General features: G+C 56.1%; 27 protein-coding genes. 16 read left to right on the top strand and 11 right to left on the bottom strand.

The window, feature by feature from the left end; genetic code table 11:
• Window positions 1-118: 118 nt before the first annotated feature.
• The 8 genes from DXY38_RS09730 to sufR all read right to left on the bottom strand — a co-directional run bounded on the left by DXY38_RS09730 (window position 119) and on the right by sufR (window position 6,703).
• Window positions 119-1,147, bottom strand: coding sequence for a bifunctional 2-polyprenyl-6-hydroxyphenol methylase/3-demethylubiquinol 3-O-methyltransferase UbiG (locus tag DXY38_RS09730; RefSeq protein WP_115071482.1), 1,029 nt, complete (start codon window positions 1,145-1,147; stop codon window positions 119-121).
• Between the two features lie 72 nt (window positions 1,148-1,219).
• A complete protein-coding gene (locus tag DXY38_RS09725) occupies window positions 1,220-2,644 on the bottom strand; it encodes a phosphatidylserine/phosphatidylglycerophosphate/cardiolipin synthase family protein (RefSeq protein ID WP_115071481.1) in 1,425 nt (474 codons plus the stop codon).
• Between the two features lie 37 nt (window positions 2,645-2,681).
• Window positions 2,682-2,852 (bottom strand): hypothetical protein, encoded by a 171-nt coding sequence (locus DXY38_RS13495; protein ID WP_006854495.1) that lies wholly within the window; start codon window positions 2,850-2,852, stop codon window positions 2,682-2,684.
• Window positions 2,853-2,866: 14 nt separating this feature from the next.
• Window positions 2,867-3,952 carry a DUF4912 domain-containing protein gene (locus DXY38_RS09720; RefSeq protein WP_170952914.1) on the bottom strand — a complete coding sequence of 362 codons (1,086 nt, stop codon included), beginning with the start codon at window positions 3,950-3,952 and terminating at the stop codon, window positions 2,867-2,869.
• 203 nt (window positions 3,953-4,155) lie between these two features.
• Window positions 4,156-4,914, bottom strand: a complete 759-nt coding sequence (locus DXY38_RS09715; protein WP_038014535.1) for a phycobilisome rod-core linker polypeptide — start codon at window positions 4,912-4,914, stop codon at window positions 4,156-4,158.
• 104 nt (window positions 4,915-5,018) lie between these two features.
• Window positions 5,019-5,630 carry a phycobiliprotein lyase gene (locus DXY38_RS09710; RefSeq protein WP_115071479.1) on the bottom strand — a complete coding sequence of 204 codons (612 nt, stop codon included), beginning with the start codon at window positions 5,628-5,630 and terminating at the stop codon, window positions 5,019-5,021.
• A complete protein-coding gene (locus DXY38_RS09705; RefSeq protein WP_115071478.1) occupies window positions 5,627-6,058 on the bottom strand; it encodes a hypothetical protein in 432 nt (143 codons plus the stop codon). Before DXY38_RS09705 ends, DXY38_RS09710 begins: the two co-directional genes overlap by 4 nt.
• A gap of 3 nt (window positions 6,059-6,061) precedes the next feature.
• A complete protein-coding gene (sufR, locus tag DXY38_RS09700; protein WP_115071477.1) occupies window positions 6,062-6,703 on the bottom strand; it encodes an iron-sulfur cluster biosynthesis transcriptional regulator SufR in 642 nt (213 codons plus the stop codon).
• A 277-nt stretch (window positions 6,704-6,980) separates the two neighbouring features.
• Here sufR and DXY38_RS09695 point away from each other — a divergent pair, with 277 nt between their 5' ends.
• The 8 genes from DXY38_RS09695 (at window position 6,981) to DXY38_RS09660 (ending at window position 14,567) form a co-directional block, all read left to right on the top strand.
• Window positions 6,981-7,340 (top strand): ferredoxin-thioredoxin reductase catalytic domain-containing protein, encoded by a 360-nt coding sequence (locus DXY38_RS09695; RefSeq protein ID WP_115071476.1) that lies wholly within the window; start codon window positions 6,981-6,983, stop codon window positions 7,338-7,340.
• Between the two features lie 5 nt (window positions 7,341-7,345).
• Window positions 7,346-8,785: a Fe-S cluster assembly protein SufB gene (sufB, locus tag DXY38_RS09690; protein WP_115071475.1), complete on the top strand. Its 1,440-nt coding sequence runs from the start codon at window positions 7,346-7,348 to the stop codon at window positions 8,783-8,785.
• A 51-nt stretch (window positions 8,786-8,836) separates the two neighbouring features.
• Window positions 8,837-9,625, top strand: a complete 789-nt coding sequence (gene sufC / locus DXY38_RS09685) for a Fe-S cluster assembly ATPase SufC (protein ID WP_006854487.1) — start codon at window positions 8,837-8,839, stop codon at window positions 9,623-9,625.
• A 2-nt stretch (window positions 9,626-9,627) separates the two neighbouring features.
• Window positions 9,628-10,860, top strand: a complete 1,233-nt coding sequence (gene sufD / locus DXY38_RS09680; RefSeq protein WP_115071474.1) for a Fe-S cluster assembly protein SufD — start codon at window positions 9,628-9,630, stop codon at window positions 10,858-10,860.
• Complete coding sequence (locus tag DXY38_RS09675; RefSeq protein ID WP_115071473.1) at window positions 10,857-12,125, top strand: SufS family cysteine desulfurase; 1,269 nt, start codon at window positions 10,857-10,859, stop codon at window positions 12,123-12,125. The genes sufD and DXY38_RS09675 overlap by 4 nt, the downstream gene beginning before the upstream one ends.
• Window positions 12,126-12,144: 19 nt before the next feature.
• A complete protein-coding gene (locus DXY38_RS09670; RefSeq protein WP_115071472.1) occupies window positions 12,145-12,672 on the top strand; it encodes a DUF1543 domain-containing protein in 528 nt (175 codons plus the stop codon).
• Between the two features lie 94 nt (window positions 12,673-12,766).
• Window positions 12,767-13,879, top strand: coding sequence for an S-methyl-5-thioribose-1-phosphate isomerase (mtnA, locus tag DXY38_RS09665; protein ID WP_006854483.1), 1,113 nt, complete (start codon window positions 12,767-12,769; stop codon window positions 13,877-13,879).
• A gap of 13 nt (window positions 13,880-13,892) precedes the next feature.
• Window positions 13,893-14,567 carry a class II aldolase/adducin family protein gene (locus DXY38_RS09660; protein ID WP_115071471.1) on the top strand — a complete coding sequence of 225 codons (675 nt, stop codon included), beginning with the start codon at window positions 13,893-13,895 and terminating at the stop codon, window positions 14,565-14,567.
• Here the strand turns inward: DXY38_RS09660 and DXY38_RS09655 are convergent.
• Complete coding sequence (locus tag DXY38_RS09655) at window positions 14,557-16,470, bottom strand: prolyl oligopeptidase family serine peptidase (protein ID WP_115071470.1); 1,914 nt, start codon at window positions 16,468-16,470, stop codon at window positions 14,557-14,559. The genes DXY38_RS09660 and DXY38_RS09655 overlap by 11 nt on opposite strands.
• 65 nt (window positions 16,471-16,535) lie before the next feature.
• Here DXY38_RS09655 and def point away from each other — a divergent pair, with 65 nt between their 5' ends.
• The 5 genes from def to DXY38_RS13730 all read left to right on the top strand — a co-directional run bounded on the left by def (window position 16,536) and on the right by DXY38_RS13730 (window position 18,492).
• Window positions 16,536-17,144, top strand: a complete 609-nt coding sequence (gene def / locus DXY38_RS09650; RefSeq protein WP_115071469.1) for a peptide deformylase — start codon at window positions 16,536-16,538, stop codon at window positions 17,142-17,144.
• A 4-nt stretch (window positions 17,145-17,148) separates the two neighbouring features.
• Window positions 17,149-17,346, top strand: a complete 198-nt coding sequence (locus DXY38_RS09645) for a hypothetical protein (protein ID WP_006854479.1) — start codon at window positions 17,149-17,151, stop codon at window positions 17,344-17,346.
• Window positions 17,347-17,405: 59 nt separating this feature from the next.
• Window positions 17,406-17,984, top strand: coding sequence for a DUF3747 domain-containing protein (locus tag DXY38_RS09640; RefSeq protein ID WP_115071468.1), 579 nt, complete (start codon window positions 17,406-17,408; stop codon window positions 17,982-17,984).
• Window positions 17,985-18,037: 53 nt separating this feature from the next.
• Window positions 18,038-18,208: a 30S ribosomal protein S21 gene (gene rpsU / locus DXY38_RS09635; RefSeq protein ID WP_006043142.1), complete on the top strand. Its 171-nt coding sequence runs from the start codon at window positions 18,038-18,040 to the stop codon at window positions 18,206-18,208.
• A gap of 137 nt (window positions 18,209-18,345) precedes the next feature.
• Window positions 18,346-18,492: a hypothetical protein gene (locus tag DXY38_RS13730; protein WP_170952913.1), complete on the top strand. Its 147-nt coding sequence runs from the start codon at window positions 18,346-18,348 to the stop codon at window positions 18,490-18,492.
• 12 nt (window positions 18,493-18,504) lie between these two features.
• On the opposite strand, the gene DXY38_RS09630 is transcribed toward DXY38_RS13730, so the two are convergent.
• Complete coding sequence (locus DXY38_RS09630; protein WP_115071467.1) at window positions 18,505-20,076, bottom strand: YifB family Mg chelatase-like AAA ATPase; 1,572 nt, start codon at window positions 20,074-20,076, stop codon at window positions 18,505-18,507.
• 69 nt (window positions 20,077-20,145) lie between these two features.
• Between DXY38_RS09630 and DXY38_RS09625 the strand changes: the two genes are divergently transcribed.
• Genes DXY38_RS09625 through DXY38_RS09615 form a run of 3 tightly spaced genes read left to right on the top strand, consistent with a single transcriptional unit; the run spans window position 20,146 to window position 22,734 of the window.
• Window positions 20,146-20,487, top strand: coding sequence for a histidine triad nucleotide-binding protein (locus tag DXY38_RS09625; protein ID WP_115071466.1), 342 nt, complete (start codon window positions 20,146-20,148; stop codon window positions 20,485-20,487).
• Between the two features lie 25 nt (window positions 20,488-20,512).
• Window positions 20,513-22,501: an ATP-binding cassette domain-containing protein gene (locus DXY38_RS09620; RefSeq protein WP_050802747.1), complete on the top strand. Its 1,989-nt coding sequence runs from the start codon at window positions 20,513-20,515 to the stop codon at window positions 22,499-22,501.
• Window positions 22,498-22,734: a chlorophyll a/b-binding protein gene (locus tag DXY38_RS09615; RefSeq protein WP_115071465.1), complete on the top strand. Its 237-nt coding sequence runs from the start codon at window positions 22,498-22,500 to the stop codon at window positions 22,732-22,734. Before DXY38_RS09620 ends, DXY38_RS09615 begins: the two co-directional genes overlap by 4 nt.
• On the opposite strand, the gene DXY38_RS09610 is transcribed toward DXY38_RS09615, so the two are convergent.
• On the bottom strand, window positions 22,735-23,142 hold the full coding sequence (locus DXY38_RS09610) for a hypothetical protein (RefSeq protein ID WP_244279087.1): 408 nt from the start codon (window positions 23,140-23,142) through the stop codon (window positions 22,735-22,737).
• Between the last annotated feature and the right edge of the window lie 31 nt (window positions 23,143-23,173).

The following is a 23,173-nucleotide window of genomic DNA, read 5'->3' as shown; positions in this document are numbered from 1 at the left end:
CAGTTTATTGAGGATGCTGTCTCTCGTTATGTTGATGATCTGAAAGGAAGAAGATTTCAAGTTAGATGATATTGGAAATCCTGTCGTGACTGGGAGGTGATCGGTGCGAGTTTTTGGCTCAGTTTTTCAATAGATGGACTCTGAATCCAATGGTCATCATGTTTTGTGCTTTGGGGTTCGAGCCTCTTACCTCCTTGAATTCGTTTGCGTAGAGTTTCGAGAGGTTGAAGCAGTCTTGCCGATCAAGCTCTAAAACACCATATGGTGATTCCGTGCAGATCCTTTCGTAGTCTTCATAGAGAAGGCGATTAGGGACTCGGTCGAAGTTGACTCGACCCAAAAAGTCTTGGATTTCCTTGGGGTCTGTTATTCCTGCGTTGATCAGTTTCTTTCTCTGATCTTCTGATGAGAGTAAGTGAAGTCCTATGGGCTTCTCTGGGAATTTCTCATGTTGTGGTATTACCCCATGATCACCTTGCTGGATTTGAGAGTATATGGGTGCAAAGTAGGAGTAAAGAGTTCCGCCTCTCTTGCTGCATGCATGGCATGCTTCAAGTGCTGCTGGTAGATCGTAGATGTGTTCAAAGCATGCGACTGAGAAGATTGTGTCAATTGATTCTGGTTTTACTTTTGTGTGTATGTCTTCGGCATTGCAGTAAATAGTCTTCCTTCTTTCGTGGTCTCCATGTTTATCGGTGTATGACTTGCCCGATTCTGCCTCGATGTAGTCGGGTGATTCAATGTTGATGTAAGAGTCGATTCCCAGGTGTTCAAAGAGTAGATCGTTGGGTAGTGAGCCTCCAATTTCAAGAAGAGACTTGCCTCTTAGGTCTGTGCGTGCATGAAAAAGGATGAGCTCTCGATACTGATAGTTAAGTTTATGGTAATAAGCTCCTGCTCCGTTTATCAGTGCAACTTGCTTTGAGTAAATTGGATCTTCTGTGCAGATGGAGAGATTCTTGTGCCATGATCTTCCACTGTTCAAAGATGCAGTCCAGTGCCAATCGAATAACAGGCGGAATGCTATGTCGTTATTGTAGATCTGTGGAAGTCTGTTGAGATATTCCTTCCATCTCTCAATGGTGATAATCCCTGGATTGAGTTCTCGATCTATAAAGTTTAGAAAGTCCTGAGTCTCTTGCTTCATCTTGTGGCGGCCTACCTGCTTCTAGATCTCTTCTCATTGTCTCTCAGCCACTCTCTCCTCCTCTCGACCCTCTCAGCTTCTCTCCACCCCATCCCCGCAACGGATCCGCTGTCGTGCAAGTTTTCGACGCATTCTTTGAGTGATCCCCAACTCAGCCCCACGCCACAGCCGATTCATCTCGCGAGTGAAATGAGCAGCCAGTTGGGGTGAGTGGATCATCAGCAGGGTTTCGTCGTTGGTGTGAGCGGCAGAGGGGCTCCAATTGAAGGATCCCGTGATCACCGTGCGGTTGTCGATCACGGCGAACTTGTGATGGAGTTTGTCTCCTGGAGCAAGGCCGGGAGTGCCGATGCCCTTCAACGGTTTGGTTAAGGGTTGATTGCCTGCCTCTAATTTGCAGAAGCGATCGGGCAGGGCCACTCCGAGAAGATCAAGCACTTCTGAAAAAGACCGGCTGGCAAAGCCAGGGTCTGCAAGCAGCCGCAGCTTCACGCCAGCGGAGACCCTGTCGGCAAGTTTGTTGGTGAGCTGTTGCGCGGAGAACACGAACAAGGCAAGGTCAATTGTTTCTTTGGCCCTGCCTAGTTGACCCGCAATCAGATCAAGTCCATGCCCTGGATGTTTTTTTGCATGGGGTGGAAACAGCACATTGATTTTTACGGGTCCCACCTTGACCGTTTGCAGAGGCCGGGCCGTTTTGTTGCGTCCAAAGCGACTGTCGTTCGATCCGCCAGGGCCATCTCCCCACATCTGAGCAAACTCTTCTTTGAAAACAGCAGCTAAAGCTTGACTTTGAATGCCGATCAGATGATTTACATTGCCGCGCGTTTGGGTGGCTCCAGCATCACCATGTATGCCGGAATTGGTGAAGTTGGCGCTGCCAGTGATGACGTGTTCAGCATCGATGATGACAAACTTGTGGTGCATCAGGCCGCTGCCTTTGCTGCCGTCTTCAGTGTCATCAATCCAAGGAATCTGTCCGTTCTGAAGGATGAGTAGCGCATCGTGTTTCCATGCTTCTTCCGAACTCACAACACCATTTTGATCTTGATCGGCTTGCGCTCTTAAGCGTTGAAGTCTTTGGCGTTTATGACCATTGAGATCGAGCTCATGATCTTGGCTCCATGGGGTGCTGTAGTTGTTTTCTAAAATGACTTTGACGTTCACCCCTCGGCGGGCTGCGGCAACAAGACTCTGGGCAATCTGTGGTAGGGAAAGTTCTTGGACCGCCACTAAAATTTCTTCGTCTGCAGACTGAATCCCATCAATCAGCATCTGTTCGAGATTGTCGCCATTTCTCCATTCGCCGCTTAACGGACTTCGATAGCGACGGCCCCCGCGGTGGTTAAACCCGACTTGGATCCCATTGGGTAAGGCCAGATCGATGGGCCTCTGTCCGAGCACAACACCAGCTCGGCTGCAACCACTTGCGAGGAGGCCAAAAGCAGTCGATACGATCAGCTTCCGTACAGGAAGCCTGTGTTGTGATCGATTCACAGGAGAATGTTCTCTTCTCAGACTGAGGGTTCCACCCTCAGTGCGGCATCTCAGATGTCCGCAACATGGCGACAAACCAAAGGGTGCTCAAAACGAGCGCGACACCCACCCCGGCGCCGATCCCCACTTTCGCCATGGTGATCGGCACAAGGATTGGGAAGGCCATGGCCCCTGCTAGGGGAGTGATCGCAACAAACCAACGCAGCATTGAGGAGTTCAGAATCAGAACCACTCAGCGCGTGCTTCGCTAGCGGGATTGCTGTTGTCTTCTGGTGTTACACGCTCAAAATTGAGGGTGATATTGCGCTTTTGTTCGCCATCAGCAGCCGTGGCTTCGATGGCATAAACCTGCTCACCATCGCGGAATGGCACCTGAATGCGGAAGGTGCCGTCGCTCGAAAGGGGCACATCTTCTTTGCCAATGGTGAGGCGTGCCGATGGATCTGTTGCGCCGTAAACGATCAGTTCCGCATCGGCAACGAGCCAAAACGACCGCTGACGGGGAGCGACTCCACCCAGGCCGGACTCATTGCGTCCGCTGGCCCATAGGCCAACTCCTGAATCATTGAGTCCACGCTGATCGGAACCCATCGAATCGCTTTCGTGAAGGATCTCGGAGCCAACGCGGCGACTGCGGAAGTGGTTCGTGGCGCTTTGATAAAGACGCTCGTGCAACTTGCTGTCAGTTGGTTCTGGATCAGCCCCAGGCATGGTCATCGGCTGCACGGGATCGGCAGCAGGTGTGGCATCCAGGCTGAAGGGGACAAATTGATCAAGAATTTGATCGCTTGGGTGGAGGGCTGGCACCCTTGCCACAGAGGAGAAGGCCAGGGAGATCCACTTGTTCTCAGCCTTATATCCAAGCTCAACGCGGTAGTCGCGATCGCAAAGAGGAACAGGCAAATACCACTCAGTGCTGTGGCTATCAACCGGCACTTCTTGAAGCGTGTGAGGGTGGGATGAACCGTTCTCGAGCCCGGTTACATCGGCGAGGCGCAGGCACAAGAAGGCTGCTCCTTCTGATTGAGCTTGCCGTCGATCGCTATCAGATATTTCCCAAAAAACGTAGGCCCACTGTGGATCTCTCGGTAGGAAAACGACCCGGGTCGTTGCTTCGGGCATGGAGGGAGCACGCAGCTCTGCCTCAATGGCTTCGAGATCGCCATCGCGACGATCCTGGCGTTCGGCGATAGCGCTAACAAGATCCTCCTTGCTCTTTCGGCTGTAGAGGGTGACCCCCAGATCACTTGCCATCTGGCGGAGCTGACGCAGCGTCAGGCGAGCTAGAGATGAGAGGGCTTGCGTCACGGACAACCAACCGAGTTTCTTCGGGATCAGTTTGCAGCCAACTTCCATTTTTCAGACATCTTTCATTGCTGTGGTCAGCATCTTCTGACTCCAGACCCCTGCTCTTGAGGTCTCATTTGGATGCTCCCAGGCGCTGGACTCACAAAAAAAGGGGCCTGATGGCCCCCTCGACTTTCCTTGTTTTCGCAATGCTTTTGCGTGATTCAGCGGCCGATGCTGCGGTAAGGAACCTTGGAGATGTAATCGATATCGGCACTCCCGCTGGGGGCGGCCCCGCGAGCGCCAGAAAGACCACGGACCCAAGGCAGGTAGTCCTCGGGGAAGCCGCCGCGCTTGATCTTGGCGCGGGCCGGGATCGATTTGACCGTGCCGGTGTAGATGAACTGGGGGAACCCAAGAATTCCGCGGTAGTACTCGTCGTAGCGAGGACTTGTGATGTTGAACGGTGTGTCTCCTAGCTCTCGTCCGGGGAGCACGCGGTTGCGCTGATAGGGGACCGTGTCATAGCCAAAGGCGTCGAGATATTCCTCACTGTCGAGCAGCGCATCGACCATCCCGGTCACGCCTTTGGTGGCAATCACGATCGACCAGGCGATCTCTTCTGATTTGCCACTTGTTTTCCGGCCCAAAAGCTTCTCTACGAGATGGCGAACCACCTTGTAGTTGCTGTTGAAGCCATAAAAACTTCTCTGGAAGGTGTCGGAGAGGCAGAGGCCACGAACGAAATCGCGGACAGTGATCTGACCGTCTCGGAGCTGGGATTCCAGATTCACGTCCCGATCGGACTTGAAGGCGTGGAAATAAATCTGCCTGTAAGCCCCTTCAATCACGGACTTCAAATTGTCCGCATCCATGGCGATGTCCATGGAATAGGCCCGTGGCACCTCTTCGGATGCGACCCGTAGCGCCGCCACCCTTGAATTTTGGGTGATCGGTGCGTACTGCAACAGAGGAATGGCCACGCAAATTTCAACATCCTTCGTTTGTGATCGTAGAAGAAGAGTCCGGTGCACCTCTTCCTCTCCGGTCAGCACTCACAGTCCGTAATAGTTACCGCGGTCTGTTGTTACCAGCCGAATGGGGCTGAAAGGGGTTGCAATGACGCGTCCTTGGCCCCAGCTGGCGCCTCTGTGATGTCCACGGTGTCGTCGCTTAAGCGCGTTTCCATGCAAAAGGAGGCGTTGTTGGAAAGCCCTTCCACCGTGCTCGATCGCAGCCTTACGTTCGGGCTGGTGAACCAGAAGCGCTCCCAGACGGTCATGGTCTCGTAGCTGGTGCAAAGGATGAGACCGTCCTGTTGATCCATTTGGAAGGTCGAGGTGGCCGGTGCTTTTTCGGCGTAGCCCAAATCGCGAAGCAGGGTGCCGCTGCGTCCGTCATCGCCATCTGGGATGAGACCAAAGATTGTTTCTCCGTCATGGGCGTCGCCGTTTTGATCCCAGGCCATCGAGGCGCTCCAACGCACAAAGCTGCCTCCTGCAATGCTCCCCGGGGATTGGCCGTGTTGTTCAGCCAGTGTTTGCAGGCGTTGGTCGTCGGGATCGAGATCTTCCACAACGATGAGGGATCCACCCGCCTCTGCTCGTCGGTGCAATAGGTGATGAACACTGCGTTGCGATCGCCAACGACCGCAACTCTGTTGAAAGAAATGGACAGCGTTGGGAATGGCCGAGGTCATGAGGGGGATGACGCCTGTACTGGATGATCGCAGTTCGAAGGGTGGTTGTGCGGCCCCTCGAGCCTGGCTTTGCTCGCCCTGGTGCTGGCTTCAATGAGCGCTTCCAGGTTGAGTTCTAGCGGGGAGAGATCTTGCTGTTTGGCGAGATCTTCGAGCTGCTGCGCTGCCGCTAAAAATTGTTTGAGAAGTAAGTCGCGGAACTGGGGTTCGTCCAAAAATTGTGGCTGTTGCAACAGCCATTGTTCGAGCGTGGGTCGGTCTGGAAGGGGGCCTGATTGACGCGGATCTGCGATGGCTTGAAAGCTGCGTAAGCAGTGGGCCAAGAGGCGAAGGTGGTGGCGATCGAGGTTGGGAAGCAACGTGGCTTCAATCCGCTCGGCATCAGCTCGAGACAAGGGCCCTGCACCGAAGATCGGCTGTTCAGGCATGGGTTAGTCCTGTTTAGGGGCGATGCTGAATCCACAGGAATGACCTGATTCCAGGCGCCAATGCACGCGCTCGACCAGACAGTCGGGAAAGGTGTGCCTGATCAGCTGCAGCTCTTGATCACAGACCGCTGGATACTCCTCGGCAATTCTCTGCACTGAGCAGTGAAATTCACTGATGCACCAACCCGAACCCGTGGGGGCTGGCTGCATGTCGCTGACGTAACCCTCCTTGAGGCGGAGATTCACCAGCGCGCGGACTCTCTCTTCGAGCGGTGCATTCCCCAGCTGTTTGCGATAGAGGGTGGCTTTCTCCAGAGCTTGCTGGCGGAGGAGATCAGCCATCACCTCCGGTGACAAGGTCGCTGCCATGGACTCAAGCAGACCCAAAGCGAAGTTTTCGCTGCCGTCAGGAAAATGCTGGTGCCCTTTCGCGGTGAGTCTCCACAGGTTGGATGGACGCCCAGGGCCGGCTGGCGTGGGGCTGGCCTCCACGAGTTCTTCGTCCTCAAGACTGCGCAGATGCCGGCGCATGGCTTGCACAGAAATTCCCAATTTCTGTGCCAATTTGGCCGCACTGGTTTCGCCCTGCCGGAGAAGCAAGGTGAGTGTGGTCTCGCGGGTCGGGGCCTGAGCCTGAGCTCCCATGGGATGAAGCTGTTGAACTCACCATGCCACGGGAAGGCCGGAATCGGCGTGTGAATCCGCCGTCGCCTTCGTCAGGGTTAACGACGATTGGACCGATCTCTGCTCAGCGGGTGTTCGCCCCTTCAGAATGATGGGGTCTCCGGACGATGGATCAGTGCCCTAGTCTCCTAGAAACGAAACCCTTTTGTTTCGTATCTCGGTCCTGGCCTGACCCTTGGCCGGGGTGTAGTCAGAGTTCCACTCTGACTACGTCCTCTCCTTTCCCCCCTTGAGCCCAATGTCCGATGCGTCCGCTGGCAGCACAGAGCCGACAGCTGAAAGCCTTGAGGTCATTCGCAAATTTGCCGAAACGTACGCCCAACGAACCGGCACTTATTTTTGTAGTGATCCCGGAGTGACGGCAGTTGTCTTAAAGGGTCTTGCCAAGCACAAAGATGATTTAGGTGGAGCGCTTTGCCCTTGTCGTCATTACGAAGACAAAGAAGCTGAGGTCTCCCAAGCCTTTTGGAATTGTCCTTGCGTGCCCATGCGCGAGCGGAAAGACTGCCACTGCATGTTGTTTCTCACAGAAGACAATCCCTTCCGCTGCGAGGACCAGACCATCAGCACGGAAACGATTCACGCCACAGCAGGTTGAAGTCCATGACCAGTACCTCCACACGCGATCTCGTTAGTCAGCCGTACAAGTACGGGTTTGTCACTGACATTGAAACCGAGAAGATCGCCAAAGGTCTAAGCGAGGAGGTGGTGAAATTGATTTCTTCTAAGAAAAATGAGCCGAAGTTCCTCCTTGATTTTCGGCTCAAGGCTTATCGCCATTGGTTGAAGTTGGAAGAGCCTGATTGGGCTGCGTTGGGTTATAAGGCCATTGATTACCAGGATATTGTTTATTACGCAGCGCCAAAGCAACAAGAGAAAAAGCAAAGTCTTGATGAAGTTGATCCCAAGCTTCTTGAAACATTTGAGAAATTAGGGATTCCTCTGAGCGAGCAAAAAAGATTGAGCAATGTGGCCGTTGATGCTGTTTTTGATAGCGTTTCGATTGCTACCACCTACAAGGAAAAGCTTGCGGAACATGGAGTGGTGTTTTGCTCCTTTAGTGAAGCTGTTATTGAACATCCGGAGCTGATCGAAAAATATCTTGGTTCAGTTGTTCCTAGCAGTGATAATTACTTTGCGGCATTGAATTCCGCTGTCTTTAGTGATGGGTCTTTTGTGTTCATTCCTAAGGGCGTGGAATGTCCCATGGAGCTATCTACCTATTTCCGGATCAACTCTGGCGATACTGGCCAGTTTGAACGCACGTTGATTGTTGCGGAAGAAGGTGCGTCGGTGAGCTATCTGGAAGGGTGCACTGCTCCGATGTTTGACACAAATCAGCTTCACGCGGCTGTTGTGGAATTGGTTGTTTTAGATGATGCCTCGATTAAATATTCCACGGTTCAAAATTGGTACGCTGGTGATGAGAATGGTGTGGGTGGTATTTATAATTTTGTGACCAAGCGCGGTCAGTGCCGCGGTGATCGCAGTCGTATTAGCTGGACGCAGGTGGAAACGGGCTCAGCTATCACTTGGAAATACCCAAGTTGCGTGTTGCAGGGTGCTGATTCGGTTGGTGAGTTTTATTCCGTTGCTCTTACAAATAATTGCCAACAAGCAGACACGGGAACAAAAATGGTTCATGTGGGACCACGAACTCGTTCCACAATTGTTAGCAAAGGGATTAGTGCTGGTCGGTCAAGCAACAGTTATCGAGGTCTTGTGCAAGTTGGTCCAAATGCCAAGGGTGCTCGTAATTACAGCCAATGTGATTCGATGCTGATTGGTGATCAAGCTGCCGCCAACACGTACCCCTACATTCGCTCCCAACAGCCTCAAGCTGCGATTGAACATGAGGCCAGTACCTGTCGCATGTCGGAAGATCAATTGTTTTATCTCCAAAGTCGAGGCATTGGCTTTGAAGAAGCTGTGTCGATGATGGTGAGCGGTTTCTGTAGGGATGTCTTTAATCAACTTCCTATGGAGTTTGCGGCTGAGGCCGACAAACTTCTCGCCCTCAAGCTTGAGGGTTCGGTGGGCTAATCCCAGCATCAAGCTTCTTAATACTCGTTTCTCTCTTCCTTTTCTTCTGACGTGATCCGTCCTGACGCCGAGCCTCTCCTTGAAATCAATGACTTGCATGCGTCCGTTGAGGGCAAGCCGATCCTGAATGGGGTGACCCTGACGGTGAAAGCCGGCGAGATTCATGCCGTGATGGGGCGGAATGGCAGCGGAAAGAGCACGTTGTCCAAGATTTTGGCCGGTCACCCCGCTTACAAGGTCACATCGGGTTCCGTGCGCTACCTAGGCCGTGACCTTCTTGAGCTGGAGCCTGAGGAGCGTTCGCGTCTTGGTGTGTTTTTGGGATTCCAGTATCCGATTGAGATCCCTGGAGTGAGCAACCTGGAGTTTCTGCGGGTCTCCACGAATGCTCGGCGCGAGAAGCAAGGCAAGGAGGAATTCGACACATTTGATTTCGACGATCACGTGCGTGAGCGCTTGCAAGTGGTGCAAATGGACCCTGCATTCCTGGAACGCAGCGTGAATGAAGGTTTTTCTGGTGGCGAGAAAAAGCGCAACGAGATTCTTCAGATGGCCCTGTTGGATCCAGTGGTCGCGATCCTCGACGAAACCGACTCTGGTCTGGATATTGATGCCTTACGCATCGTTGCTGGCGGTGTGAATCAGTTGGCGAGTCAGGACAACTGCACGTTGCTGATCACCCATTACCAAAGGCTTTTGGATGAGATCACTCCCGATTACGTGCACGTGATGGGGGCGGGCCGCATCTTGCGTACGGGCGGACGTGAGTTGGCTCTTGAGTTGGAAAAAATCGGTTACGACTGGGTGGATCAGCAGCTCGCGGCCGAGGGGGTGGCCTAACGATGGCGATGCCCGAGGGTTGGTTGACACAGCTCCCTGCACCAGCGGGGACACTCGAGCCAGTTCAGCGCCGAGGACGATTGGCGCTGTCAGAGCAGAGCTTTCCCAGTAGGAGGCAAGAGGCGTGGAGACTCACGGACCTCACTCGCCTGGAGGCCCTGTTTCAGCTGTCACTCGCTGATCAAAGGAGTGATTCCTCCAGTGCAGATAGCTGGCCGCCTGTTCCTGAGCAGGCCCTGAGGCTTGTGATTGATGGCAGCCAGGATCCCCTGCAGGGGGTGGCATTGCCGGAAGGAATTTCGTTGCTCGAAGGGGCTGAGTTGGAGCAGGCCCTCGGCCATACCCTGTCCCGCTGCCGCTGCGCGTCGGATTGGCCGGTGGAGCTGAATCACGGAGTGAGTCAGCAGATTTTGGCGTTGCGCATCCGCGGCAAAGTTTCGCCGGTTGAGCTGGTGATGGTCGCGTCCGACGCCATGTTGGTTCCAACCAGGGTTTTGTTGCTGGTTGAAGAAAAAGCAGAGCTCGAGTTTCTTCAGGTTGTGAGCGCGAAGGGCCAGGCTGCCCATAGTCATCTGCTCGAAATTCATCTCGGCCAGGAATCCAAGGTGAATCACGGTTTGCTTGCTTTAGGGGATGGTGGCGAGGCTCTGCTCGCCAACCTGGCTGTGGAGCAAGAGACGCGCAGTCATTACTCCCTGGTTTCCGTGTCTCAGGGCTGGTCGTTCGGGCGACTCGAGCCGAGTGTTGTGCAGGTGGATGGCCAGGCTTCTTCTTCCATTCATGGTCTTTCCGTCACCGCTGCTGACGAGCAGTTTGCGGTTCATACCGCTGTGCGCTTTGAGGGGCCTGAGGGCACGCTTGACCAAGTGCAAAAAACGATCGCTGCCGATCGTTCTCACAGCATCTTCAACGGAGCTATTCAAGTGCCCAGGCCGGCGCAGCGCACCAATGCCTCCCAGCTCAGCAGAAACTTGTTGCTCTCTGGGCGCGCCCGCGTGGATGCCAAGCCCGAGTTGGAAATCGTGGCCGACGATGTTCGTTGTACCCACGGGGCCACCGTGAGTCAGCTTCAGGAGGATCAGCTTTTTTACTTGCGCAGCCGCGGCATTACGCAGTCTTCGGCCGCAACCTTGCTGCTGCGTGGTTACTGCAAGGAGGTGTTGGACCGCTTGCCTCTCAGTGCCTCGCAGCGCTGGTTGGGCGGCAGCCTGCAGGTCGGAGGGATGACCCCATGACAACACTTCCCCGTAACGCCCCCGTAACTATTGCGGAGCGAGTTCGTTCCGATTTCCCGATTATTGGCCAGGTCTCAGGATCTGGTCAGCCCCTGATCTATCTGGATCATGCGGCGACCAGTCAGAAGCCCCGTGTCGTGCTCGATGCGATTCAGCACTACTACGCCTGCGACAACGCCAATGTCCATCGCGGAGCTCACCAGCTCAGTGCCCGTGCCACAGAGTCGTTTGAAGGGGCTCGTTCGATTACCGCTGGCTTGATCGGTGCATCCAGCGCGAAAGAAATCGTGTTTACGCGCAATGCCACCGAAGCCATCAACCTGGTGGCTCGCAGCTGGGGTGATGCCCAGCTGAAGGCTGGGGATGAGGTGCTGCTCACCGTGATGGAGCACCACAGCAATTTGGTGCCTTGGCAATTGCTCGCTGAACGGACGGGTTGTGTGCTTCGGCATGTGGGGGTGACCCCTGAGGGCACGCTTGACCTAGCGGACCTGCGGGATCAGCTCAATGAGAGAACACGCCTGGTGAGCTTGGTGCACATCAGCAACACCCTGGGGTGCTGCAATCCGATCGAAGAGATTGCAGCCCTTGCCCATGCTGTTGGGGCCAAGGTGTTGGTGGATGCCTGTCAAAGCCTGGCGCATAAACCCATTTCGGTGCAGAGCCTTGGCGCTGATTTCCTCGTGGGCTCTTCTCACAAGCTGTGTGGCCCCACTGGAATGGGCTTTCTATGGGCTGCGGAAGAAACGTTGATGGCGATGCCGCCCTTCCTAGGTGGTGGCGAAATGATTCAAGAGGTGTTCTTGGATCACAGCACCTGGGCGGACCTTCCCCATAAGTTTGAGGCGGGTACGCCAGCTATTGGTGAAGCGATCGGCATGGGTGCTGCCATCACCTACCTGCAAACGCTTGGATTCGATGCGATTCAGGCGTGGGAGGCGGAGCTCACCACCCATCTGTTTGGCCGGCTTCAATCGATTGATGGTCTGCGCATTCTTGGCCCTACGCCTGAGCAGCAGCCTGATCGTGGAGCCCTTGCCACGTTTGTGGTGGAGGGTGTTCATGCCAACGACATCGCGGCGATGCTGGATCTGGCCGGCGTTTGTATTCGCAGTGGTCACCATTGCTGCCAACCGCTGCATCGTCTCTACGGCGTGACGGGATCAGCCCGGGCAAGCCTCAGTTTTTGCACGACGCACGCTGAGATTGATCGATTCGCTGATGAGCTGGTCAGTGTGATCGACTTTTTTCGTGAGCATGGCTAATTCCTTTCGCCATTAGTGCGTGGACCAGACCATCTTGTTTTTGGTTGTCCTTGGTGGACGCACCGATCGAAGCTTGATTGAGCTGCATGATGTTCGCTTCGTAGCGGGCCGCTGCATCGAAGACACCTATCCCGAGCTTCGTCGCCAGTGGTTTGGTCGCCGTCGCGGGTTGCATCTCGACAGTTACATGGCCGTGCATTGCATTGATGGTTGGCGCGTCACCCTTGAGATGGAGCCTTCTTCTGCGCAGCAACGTCTGTGGTTCGTCAACCTCGGGGCCTATCAGCCCGACTCCCTTGCGGAATTGCATCGCTTTGGACTCGTTGTGGCCTCCTCGCCGCAAGCCGCAAAAGCAGCAGCCAAGAAGCGCTGGTTGCTTGATGCCCTTGAGCAGCACAAGGACGATCTCAGTGCCGTTGATGATTGCTTGGCGATTGAACAGTTGTCCTTGACGGGGAGCAACAGTGTGTACGTGCATCTCCATCGCCAGCAGGATGGTGAAAGTCAGAACCAGGTTCCTGACTGGTTTGGATATCGACCGATTTGATCAGCTTCACAAAGGGTGTCTGCGCCTCTAAATCCCTGGGTCGTGTGCATCAGAGAATGGAAGAAGCCACTCGGCGCTTGCCGTTGATTCGACCATGAACATTGATGGCCAGGCTTGGCGGACGATTTGGCTTGAAGCCGATCAGCGTTCCGTGGGTGTGATCGATCAGACCCAGTTGCCCCATCGCTTGATCACCCGAACGCTGACGCGTTGTGATCAAGCGGCTGAGGCGATCAGCACGATGGTGGTGCGGGGCGCACCATTGATCGGTGTGACCGGCGCCTACGGCTTGATGCTTGCCCTGCAAGACGATGCCAGCGATGCGGGCTTGGGCCAAGCCTTCGATCAGCTCAACGCCAGTCGCCCTACAGCGGTGAATCTGCGTTGGGCCTTGGAACGGGTTCGTGATCTGGTGCAGCCCTTGCCCGAAGCGGAGCGAGCGGCAGCAGCACGGCGGGAGGCGGCGCTGATTGCCGATGAAGACGTGGCGATGTGCGAGTCGATTGGGGTGCATGGGTTCGATCTATTCCAAGCGCTGGCAGAGCAGCGACCTAGCGCACGACAGAACGAGCCGTTTCAGGTGCTCACCCACTGCAATGCGGGCTGGCTGGCGACCGTTGACTGGGGAACGGCTTTGGCACCGATTTATAAGGCCCATCGCGCTGGGTTGAACATTCATGTTTGGGTGGATGAAACCCGGCCGCGCAATCAAGGGGCCTCGCTCACGGCCTATGAGTTGGCGCGGGAGGGGGTTCCGCACACTGTGATTGTGGATAACGCAGGTGGTCACCTCATGCAGCATGGACAGGTGGATGCTGTGATCGTTGGGACCGATCGCACCACGCGCTGCGGCGATGTCTGCAACAAAGTTGGCACCTACCTCAAGGCCCTGGCGGCTCACGACAACAACGTGCCTTTTTATGTCGCTCTGCCGACGTCCACGATCGACTGGCGTCTTGCGGATGGGGTGGCAGAGATCCCGATTGAAGCGCGTTCTGCTGAGGAGGTGACGTCCATTCAGGGGCGAGTGATTGCGGGGGAGTCGGCCGGTGAAATTGTGAGCGTGCAGCTCACTCCTGATGGTTGCGCTGGGTTTAATCCGGCGTTCGACGTCACCCCGGCGCGGCTTGTCACGGCTCTGATCACCGACCGTGGTGTGGCGCCAGCCACTGAAGTTGGCCTGAAGGAGCTTTACAACCGTGGCTGATTCAGGGAGAAGGATGAACGAGAACGAACGGGCCTTGCGCTGCGAGCTCGTGGACGTGGCCCGTGCCATGAACAGCACCGGCTTGAATCAGGGCACATCCGGCAACCTGTCGTTGCGGATTGAGGGGGGATTGTTGGTGACCCCCAGCTCCTTGGCCTACGACCAGATGGAGCCGGAGGATCTGGTGGCGATCGATTTTGACGGTCAACCTTTGCCCAGCGGACTCCCTGGCCCTGGGCGGAGACCCTCGTCCGAGTGGCGATTGCATGCCGATGTTTTGGCGGATCGTCCCGATGCCATGGCGGTGTTTCATTGCCATCCCATTCATGCAACGGCGCTGGCCTGCCATGACCGGGGGATTCCGCCGTTCCACTACATGACAGCGGTGGCTGGTGGTGATGACATTCGCTGTGCTCCCTACGCCACCTTCGGGACCGCTGCGCTATCAGCCCATACGGTGCAGGCGCTGCAGGACCGGCAGGCCTGCCTGCTGTCTCACCACGGATTGGTCAGTTTGGGACGGGATCTTGATCAGGCTCTGAAGATTGCCGTTGAGGTGGAGACGCTGGCACAGATGTACTTGCAAGCGCTGCAGCTAGGGGAGCCTCCGCTGTTGTCCGCATCACAAATGGAAGAGGTGCATCGGCAGTTCCGTGGGTTGGGATATGGCCAAGCCTCTAACAATTGAGGTGTTGGCGGAAAAAACGTTCAGTCGATTCAAGAACAGCTATCTGCACGGCGCTATCTCGGAAGCCATGGCCTTCTTCTGGGAAGGTGTGCACCTCCACTGGGATGGCATTGCGGCGTAGGGCCTCGGCCATGCGTTCGGTTTGCTGCGGCAGGACGACCTTGTCTTTGAGGCCCTGGAAAAAGATCACAGGACAGCGGATCTGGTCTGCATGGCCCAGCGGCGATCGCTGCTCATAGAGATCCCGCTCCTCGGGCCAACGGCCGATGAGGCCATCCAGATAGCGGGCTTCAAAGCGATGCGTCTCGGTGGCTAAGGCACTGGGATCGCTCACGGCATAGCGGCAGGCACCGGCGCGGAACACATCGGTGAAGCAGAGGCAGGCCAGCGTGGTGAAGCCACCGGCGCTGCCCCCTTCGATGGCGATGCGGCTCGGATCTGCGCGGTTCGTGGCAATCAAGGTTTTGGCGGCTGCGGCGCAATCGTTGACATCCACCATGCCCCAGCCCCCCTGAAGCCGGTCGCGGTAGGTCCGGCCAAAGCCCGTGGACCCCCCGTAATTCACGTCCACCACGCCCCAGCCCCTGGAGGTCCAGAACTGAATCGCGAGGTTGAGGCCGCGGCGGGCCATGGACGAAGGCCCGCTGTGACTCTTTACCAGCAGTGGCGACGAGGCATCGGCTCCCCCGACAGGGGGGTAATACCAGGCATGGGTGCGTTGCCCGCCGGATCCGTCAAACCACAGCGATTGCCCCACGCTGATCGCGTTGACCTCCATGGCGGCGGAGGCGGCTGGAGTGTGTCGCCAGGTTCCTGAGCCCAAATCGAGCTCGAGCAGTCCATGGCCTGTGGTGCTGTTGCTGGCGATGGCGACAGCCCGGCCATGGGATGCGTGCAGATCGGCGAGATCGTTGAAGGGTTGTTCCACCCTCTCTGCCGAGCCATCGAGACCGAGCCGTTGCAACTGCCATTCCCCTTGATCACACACGGCGGCTAACAGCTTCTCCCCATCCCAAGCGGTGGTACTCATCCCAAACACCCACTGGGGCATCGCCGTCTCCTTGGCCATGGGCCAAAGGCGTTGCCAGTGGATGTTCATGCTGTCGGCGTTGGGATGGCGCATCAGATTCCACCAGCCACTGCTGTCCTCTGCCACGACGAGGCTTCCATCCGGCAGCCATTGGGGCTGAAACACGGAGATCCCTTGGGCTTCGGATGGTTCAGCGCCCGCGATCCCACGGCAAGCCTCGATGGAGCCAGAGGCCGTCAGTCGCGCCAAGACGAGCTGGGAGCAATCCCAGGGCATGGAGGGTTGTTGCCACTCCACCCAAGCCAGTTGGGCTCCGTCGGCACTGAGGGCGAGATAGCCCGCGAAATCAGCAGGCTGATGCACGACATCAGGGGTTTGATCCCGTTGATCGAGGGCCACGCTCACCAAGCGATCACAACCGGACTCCTCGATCACGCCCAACCATCGCGAGCGGAGAGGGTCAATCACGCCGCCCCCCAGCGCGCTGTTGCGGGGGGCGGTCAGCCGTTGGGGGCTGTCGAGGGCGTGCAGCGCTTGGGGGGTATCTCCATCAAGACCTGTCCAGGCTTGGAACCAGAGGCAACCGTCGTTGTCATCGACCCAAACCAGCTGGAGTGTTCCTTCCGTTAGCGCCGCCGTGAGCGGCGCTCCGCCGTAGTCGTGCACCCTGCTGCGCAAATTGATGGGAGCTGGTGTGAGCTCTAGAGGTGTGGCTTCTGGCTCCCCCCAGCGCCGGATGCATGCTGTGGTGCGGCCTTTCTCGTGGGGACGCTGCTCGAGCCAGAGCAGCCAATCCCCCAGCAGTTGCGGAGCACGCAGCAGCGAAGTCCGTCCGAGAGCGGTTGTGGCGGGTAGGGGCTGTTGCAGAGACATGTCGAACGGATCAAGCAGAGATCAGGTCTGCCTAAGATCAGAACAATTTCAAGGTAGGAGGGGTTTTGGCTAGGAGCTTCGCCCAGTTGGCACGATCGGCTGAGAAGAGCAGCTCCTCCATTGCCGTGCCTAAGGAGCCCTTAGAGAGTGCTCCGCTCAATATCTATACCCTTGGCGACGACGCGCTACGGGGTGATGCGCGCAGGATTGGCAAGGTGGACGAGCGTGTGCGCGACTTGGCCCGCGACATGTTGCGCAGCATGTACACGGCCCGTGGCATCGGCTTGGCGGCACCTCAGGTTGGCGTGCATCAGCAATTGCTGGTGATCGACCTCGACTTTGAGACCCCCAGCACGCCACCTCTGGTGCTGATCAACCCAGAAATCACCACCTGCAGCGCATCGGTGGATACGTACGAGGAGGGGTGCCTCAGCATTCCAGGGGTGTACCTCGATGTGGTCCGTCCCACGGCCATTCAATTGAGTTTCAGGGATGAGATGGGGCGACCCCGCACCATGAAGGCCGACGGTCTGATGGCGCGTTGCATTCAGCACGAGATGGACCATCTCCGTGGGGTGTTGTTTGTGGATCGTGTGACCGATGCCACTGGCCTTAAAAAGGAGCTACAAGATCATGGCTTCCGCGCCACAGACGTCCGCCCAATGACGCCTTAAAACGATGCCAATGAAACCCCTTTCTGGGCTGTTCCTGGCCCTGGCATGCGTGCTTGGAATCGCAGCCACTGGCTGTGTTTTTGAATTGGCGTACGGCGATCCTGATCTTGGAGTCAACCCAACGCGATGGATCCTTGGTTTGAGTCTTCCAGCGACGCTTGGGTCACTTTTGGTCGCGATTCGTCTCAACAAACCGGCCTGATGGCACGTGCTCAGATCCAAAGGGACTAATACGATCCCTTTAACGATCGGAATTGATTGATGGGCCGTCCTTGGAACGCTGCTGTTGCATTTGCTGTGTTTGCTGCTGCTGCGGTCACAGGTCTCCCGCAAGCAGCAAAAGCGCAAGGCTCCGTCTTCACGGCTGCAGATGTCGACGAAAGCCAATTTGTGATGGTGTCGGCTCCCATCGGTAAGGGTGAGAACTCGCAGCTGAACATTTACGAGCAGCGCACGAGCGCCCGTCCTTGTTTTGCGGTTTCGGGATCGTCGCCTGCTGTCGTGGATCCGCTGTTGGCCACTTTTGACTTCACAGGAATCTGTAACCGCTACATCGATGGCAATGGCTATTCCCTGCGGATTGGAGGGGATGACCTTGGAACGCGTTATCGACTCTCCGTCGTCAAAACTGGCGCGGACATCGAGCTCTTGGCCGTTCCGACGCGTGATCCCTCCCGTCCCACCATGGTGGTGGCTCGTTCAGGAGGTCCTGGAAACGGTTTCCTCAAGCTGAACCTTGAACCAGGTTGGAAGCTGATGAGGCGTCAATACGGCAAGCGCACGCTGGGACATCTTTATGTGTATCGGGACAGCATGCCTGGATTGCCAGATGCCCTTTGATCCATTTGCCTATCGCTTGCTACATTGACAAACTGGAAATCCTCGCTTGTTGAATGACTCAGGTCACGGTCGGAGAAAACGAAGGCATCGAATCTGCCCTACGTCGCTTTAAGCGTCAGGTCTCCAAGGCCGGGATCTTTGCTGATCTCAAGCGCCTCCGCCATCACGAAACTCCAATCGAGAAGTACAAGCGCAAAGCTCAGCAGCGCCGTCGCCGTCGTTGATGCGTTCGCATTTTTAGCTTTTAGATCGGCGTGCTACGTCGGATTCATTGCTGTGGCACGCCGAATGATCGGTATTTCGACTGTTTCTTTTTCTTGAAGGCCTGACGAGACTGGGTGTATCTCGGAGGAGATCCACCATGGCATTCATGTTTAGTTCGCTGCGCGAATGGTTTGCAGAAACCCTGTCGCATGCTGTTGGAAATCCAAGTGAAGAGAAGAAGACGGTTCCACCTCCGATTGGAGTCCAGCCCTATCGCGACGTTCCTCACCATGGATCGCGTTAAGCGACGGTCCGTTTAGCTGTTAGCTCTGGGCGCGTGGTCATAGCTTCGGAAGCAGATCGCTTCCGCTAGGTGTTGCTCGCCCACTGTTGGCACAGCGTCTAGGTCGGCAATGGTTCGGGCAACGCGCAGAAGTCTCAAGCTGCTGCGCATGCTCAACTGCCGTTTCGACACCACCTGCTCCCAGCAGCGAAAGGCTCGCTCTGCGATCTGGCCGTAACGCCCGAGCTCCAGCGCGCTGAGTTGGCTGTTGAGCTGCTTGCCCGGGTTGCGTTGGCACATTTTGATGCGCGCGGCTTGGATGGCTTCGGGAGAGAAGCTGCCTTTTCTTGGAGTCTCCGTTGGGTCTTCTGCTGTCTTGAAGCACCGGCGAAGTTGGCTGGTCGGCACGGGTTCGAGGCGGCATTGAAGATCGAGGCGATCTAAAAATGGCCCAGACAAACGATTCCAGTAGCGCTGCCGTTGAAGTTCAGAACAACGGCAGCGATTGGAAGGATCACCATGCCATCCGCAAGGGCATGGATTGGTCGCCGCCACCAGGGTCACCCTGCAGGGGAAAGAGCAGCGCAATCGTGCTCGGCTGATCCAGAGAACGCCCTCCTCCAGAGGCTGACGCAACTGATCGAGGATGGCTCTCGGAAATTCAGTGAGCTCATCAAGAAACAGCACGCCTCCATGGGCCAGGCTCAATTCGCCGGGACGGGGATTGATCCCTCCCCCGAGAAGCCCTGCTGCCGTGGTGCTGTGATGCGGTGCTCGGAATGGTCGTTGCCGCACCAGGCTTGTCACGCTGCCGAGCGTGCCAGCAATGGATTGAAGGCGGGTGAGCTCTAGGGCCTCTGAGTCGCTCAACGGCGGAAGAAGACTGGGGAGCTCTCGCGCCAACATCGTTTTGCCACAGCCAGGAGGTCCCACCATCAGAAGGTGATGCCCACCGGCGGCGGCAATCGCCAGGGCTTTTCGAGCGAAATGCTGAATCGTGAGGGGTGCTGCGGACGGAGGTTCTGATGCGCTGGTTGGGATGGTGGTCGTTGCAGGCTCTTTCTTTTTGGGGGGAGAACAACGGTTGTTCTGGCTTCCATGCCGTAACTGCTCAACGAGCTCGCCAAGCGTTTTGGCGCTCACGATGGGGAGTCCGTCCACGAGTGACGCCTCGGCTGCGTTGGCTGATGGCACCACAAAGGCTTTGGCTTGCTGGGTTTTCGCTTGGCACGCCATGGCCAGGATGCCGCGGCAGGACCTCAAGCTTCCGTCCAGGCCCAGTTCTCCGGCGCAGCAGAGCCCTTCCAGTTTTTGGGGATCAAGCTGACCGCTGGCGACGAGCAAGGCCAGCGCGATCGGCAGATCGAAGGCAGGTCCCTCCTTGCGTCGATCGGCTGGCGCCAGATTGACAATGACCCGAACTAGGGGGCCGCGAAACCCGCTGTTGCGCAGCGCTGCCCGGACGCGTTCGCGCGACTCTTGGATGGCGGTATCTGGAAGTCCCACAAGCTGCAAGCCGGGAAGCCCTGGGGCCAGATCCACTTCCACCGTGACGGGTAGCGCCTCCATCCCTTGAAGGGATGCACTTGAGCAGCGTGCCAGCATTGAATGGTTGCGGGGTAGGCATCTGATGCCCCACCCGTCTCATGCACTGTTTTGCCCAGGGTTGTGACCATGGCTGGTGACACGATTTTTGCCCGCATCTTGCGTGGAGACATTCCATGCGATGAGGTGTACAGCGATGACAGCTGTTTGGCGTTCCGCGACGTCGCTCCGGCCGCTCCTGTGCATGTGCTGGTGATTCCGCGCAAACCAATCGAGAGCTTGCGCGAGGCGGAGAAAGGGGATGAGCAGCTGCTTGGGCATTTGCTGTTGGTGGCTGCGAAGGTTGCCAAACAAGAAGGGTTAAGTGATTGGCGAACGGTGATTAACAGCGGAGAGGGTGCCGGGCAGACCGTGTTCCACTTGCACGTGCATGTGATCGGTGGGCGTTCCCTGGATTGGCCTCCCGGATGAAGGTCTGGCTTGTGAGAATGGCGTCATGACAGCGTCCCCTTTCGCCAGCAGCGGCCCGTTTAAAAATCTGCGTCATCAGCTCGCGAAGCTGCGTCACCTGGCCCAACCCTTTTTCTTGCCGCTTGATCAGGCCAGCGGATGGCAGTTCATTTGGCTGTTGTTGTGCCTTCTGTTTTGTGTTGGCGGGTTGGTGCTTGCGGTTCTTACCGCTTTGATTCGAAGCCTGGATCGGTTTCAACCCGACTTAACGGAGAAATATCTGTCTGGTGTTTCGGGAACGATCGCCACGATTTGGTCGAGTTGGTGGGGAGTGGCTTTCGTTGGGCTGTTTCTGGTTGGTTTGGCCAGTTTCATTGCTTTCCGTCAGCAATTGCGCCAGCGGCGTTGGCTCAATTGGGGCTTATTGGCAACGATTGTGTTCATGTTGCTTGCTGTTAACGGCATTAATACGGGGATCGGATTTATCTACCGAGATATCACGAATGCCTTGGTGGATAAGGATCAAGGTGGTTTCTATGGACGATTGGCTATTTATGGTGCCTGTTTTGTGATAGCCCTTCCCATTCGGGTGACTCAGGTTTATATCACTGCAAAGCTGGGAATTATTTGGAGGGAATGGCTGTCTAAATCGTTGATTGGCGATTATATGAAAAATAGAGCTTATTACGTTCTCAATCCCAATAGTGAAGATGAAACGGATGTTGACAACCCTGACCAGAGGATTACCCAAGATACGGAGTCTTTCACGGCACAAAGCCTAAGCCTTGCCTTGGGTCTTTTTGATGCACTCTTAACGTTTTCGCTCAACATCTTGGTGCTCTGGAGTATTAGCTCCAGGCTGACGTTCGCTCTGTTTGCCTACTCGGCGGTTGCCACCACGCTTCTGATTGTTTCAGGGCGCAACCTCGTACGCATTAATTATGACCAGCTCCGCTATGAAGCTGATTTCCGTTACGGACTGGTTCATATCAGGGACAATGCTGAATCCATCGCTTTTTACTCTGGGGAGGGGCAAGAAAAGCAAGAGTCCTACCGGCGTCTTGGTTCTGTTGTTAAAAACTTCAATCTCCTCATTATTTGGCAGGTAATTATCGATGTCATGCGGCGATCGGTGTCTTACGCGGGAGTTTTTCTGCCTTTCTTGGTAATGGCACCTGTGTATTTCGCAGGAGAGATCGATTTTGGCGTGTTCAACCAGGCCAACTTTGCTTTCAATATGGTGGAGGGATCGTTGTTCTTCATCGTGGCTCGCATTGAGCAGCTTGCCCAGTTTGCCGCCGGCATTAGTCGTCTCGAAGGATTCCAAACCAAAATTGAGCAGGTGAGCCAGCAGGCTCCCAGCAGCAACAGTCGCGAGGTGCCAGGAAGCAACGGCATCGTGATTCGGTCTGCAGACTTATATCCTCCGAATGGAAAGAATCCCGTCATCGAAGATCTCACGATTGATATCGGTGACCACGACAAGCTTTTGGTTGTGGGGCCATCCGGATGTGGAAAGACTTCCCTGCTGCGGATGATTAGCGGCCTTTGGGAGCCCAGCAGGGGCAGTGTGGAGAGGCCCTCGATGGGGGATCTGCTGTTCATTCCCCAGAAGCCTTATATGTTGCTGGGCTCGTTAAGAGAACAGCTTTGTTATCCAGCAGATGAGAATCGCTTTAGTGATGAGCAGTTGAGAAGCGTGTTGGAGCAAGTCAGCTTGCAGAAGTTAGTGACGCGTTATCCCGACTTGGATATCAAGCAGGATTGGCCCCGAATTCTTTCTCTTGGAGAACAGCAACGACTGGCCTTTGGACGCTTGTTGTTGAATTCTCCGAGTTTTGTGGTTCTGGATGAGGCGACCAGCGCTCTTGATGTGAAGACAGAGAAGCAGCTTTATGAGTTGCTCGTGGATCGAGATCTCTCTTTTATTAGTGTTGGCCATCGCCCTTCCCTCAAGCACTTCCATGACAACGTGCTTGAACTGCGTGGGGATGGCGATTGGAGCCTGATTCCCGCCAGTAGCTATCAACCATGAACAAGCCTGATCAAGTCAGCGATCGCACTCCGGAGGAGCCCTCCTCTGCGTCGGCTGCTCCAGAGCCCCTTTCCACCACCAGTGCCACCACCAAAGATCTGCCTGCCTTTGGTTGGAGTGCCTATGCCGAGAGGATCAATGGCCGTTTCGCCATGATCGGATTCCTAGCTGTCGTGCTCACGGAAGCCCTCAGTGGCGATACCTTTTTGCATTGGGCAGGGTTGATTCCCTAGCTAGGGCAGGCGAATTAAGTCCACATCCCAACGCCCTCTGCGGCTCACCTGAACGGCGAGAAGTCGACCATTCCCATTCAGGCTCACAGAACGGGGGACACCCGGCGGATTAATGGGTAGGCGTTGCAACGCGCTGGCATTGCGTCGATAGAGCATGAGTTCAGTTCGTTCTTCGCGTTGGCGGACAAGGGCGATCCTCTGCCCATCCCCACTCACGCTGAGGCTGATGGTCTGGGAATCGGCCTGATTGATCCCATTCAGGGGCACCGGTGTGTCGTTGCTCAGGTCAATGAGTTCCACGCGCTCTCTTCCGTTACGACTGGCCAGGGTGGCGAGCCAACGTTGTCCCATCGAGGGAAGGCGCCTGCTCTCGGCGCTTCGACGCAGCGATGCCCCGACCCTGGACATGGGACGGATCCCGCTTTGACCGCAGCCCAAA

This window comes from Synechococcus sp. UW179B (assembly GCF_900474245.1).
In the GTDB taxonomy this organism is placed as follows: Bacteria; Cyanobacteriota; Cyanobacteriia; order PCC-6307; family Cyanobiaceae; genus Synechococcus_C.
This window is presented reverse-complemented; position numbering and strand designations above follow the sequence as displayed.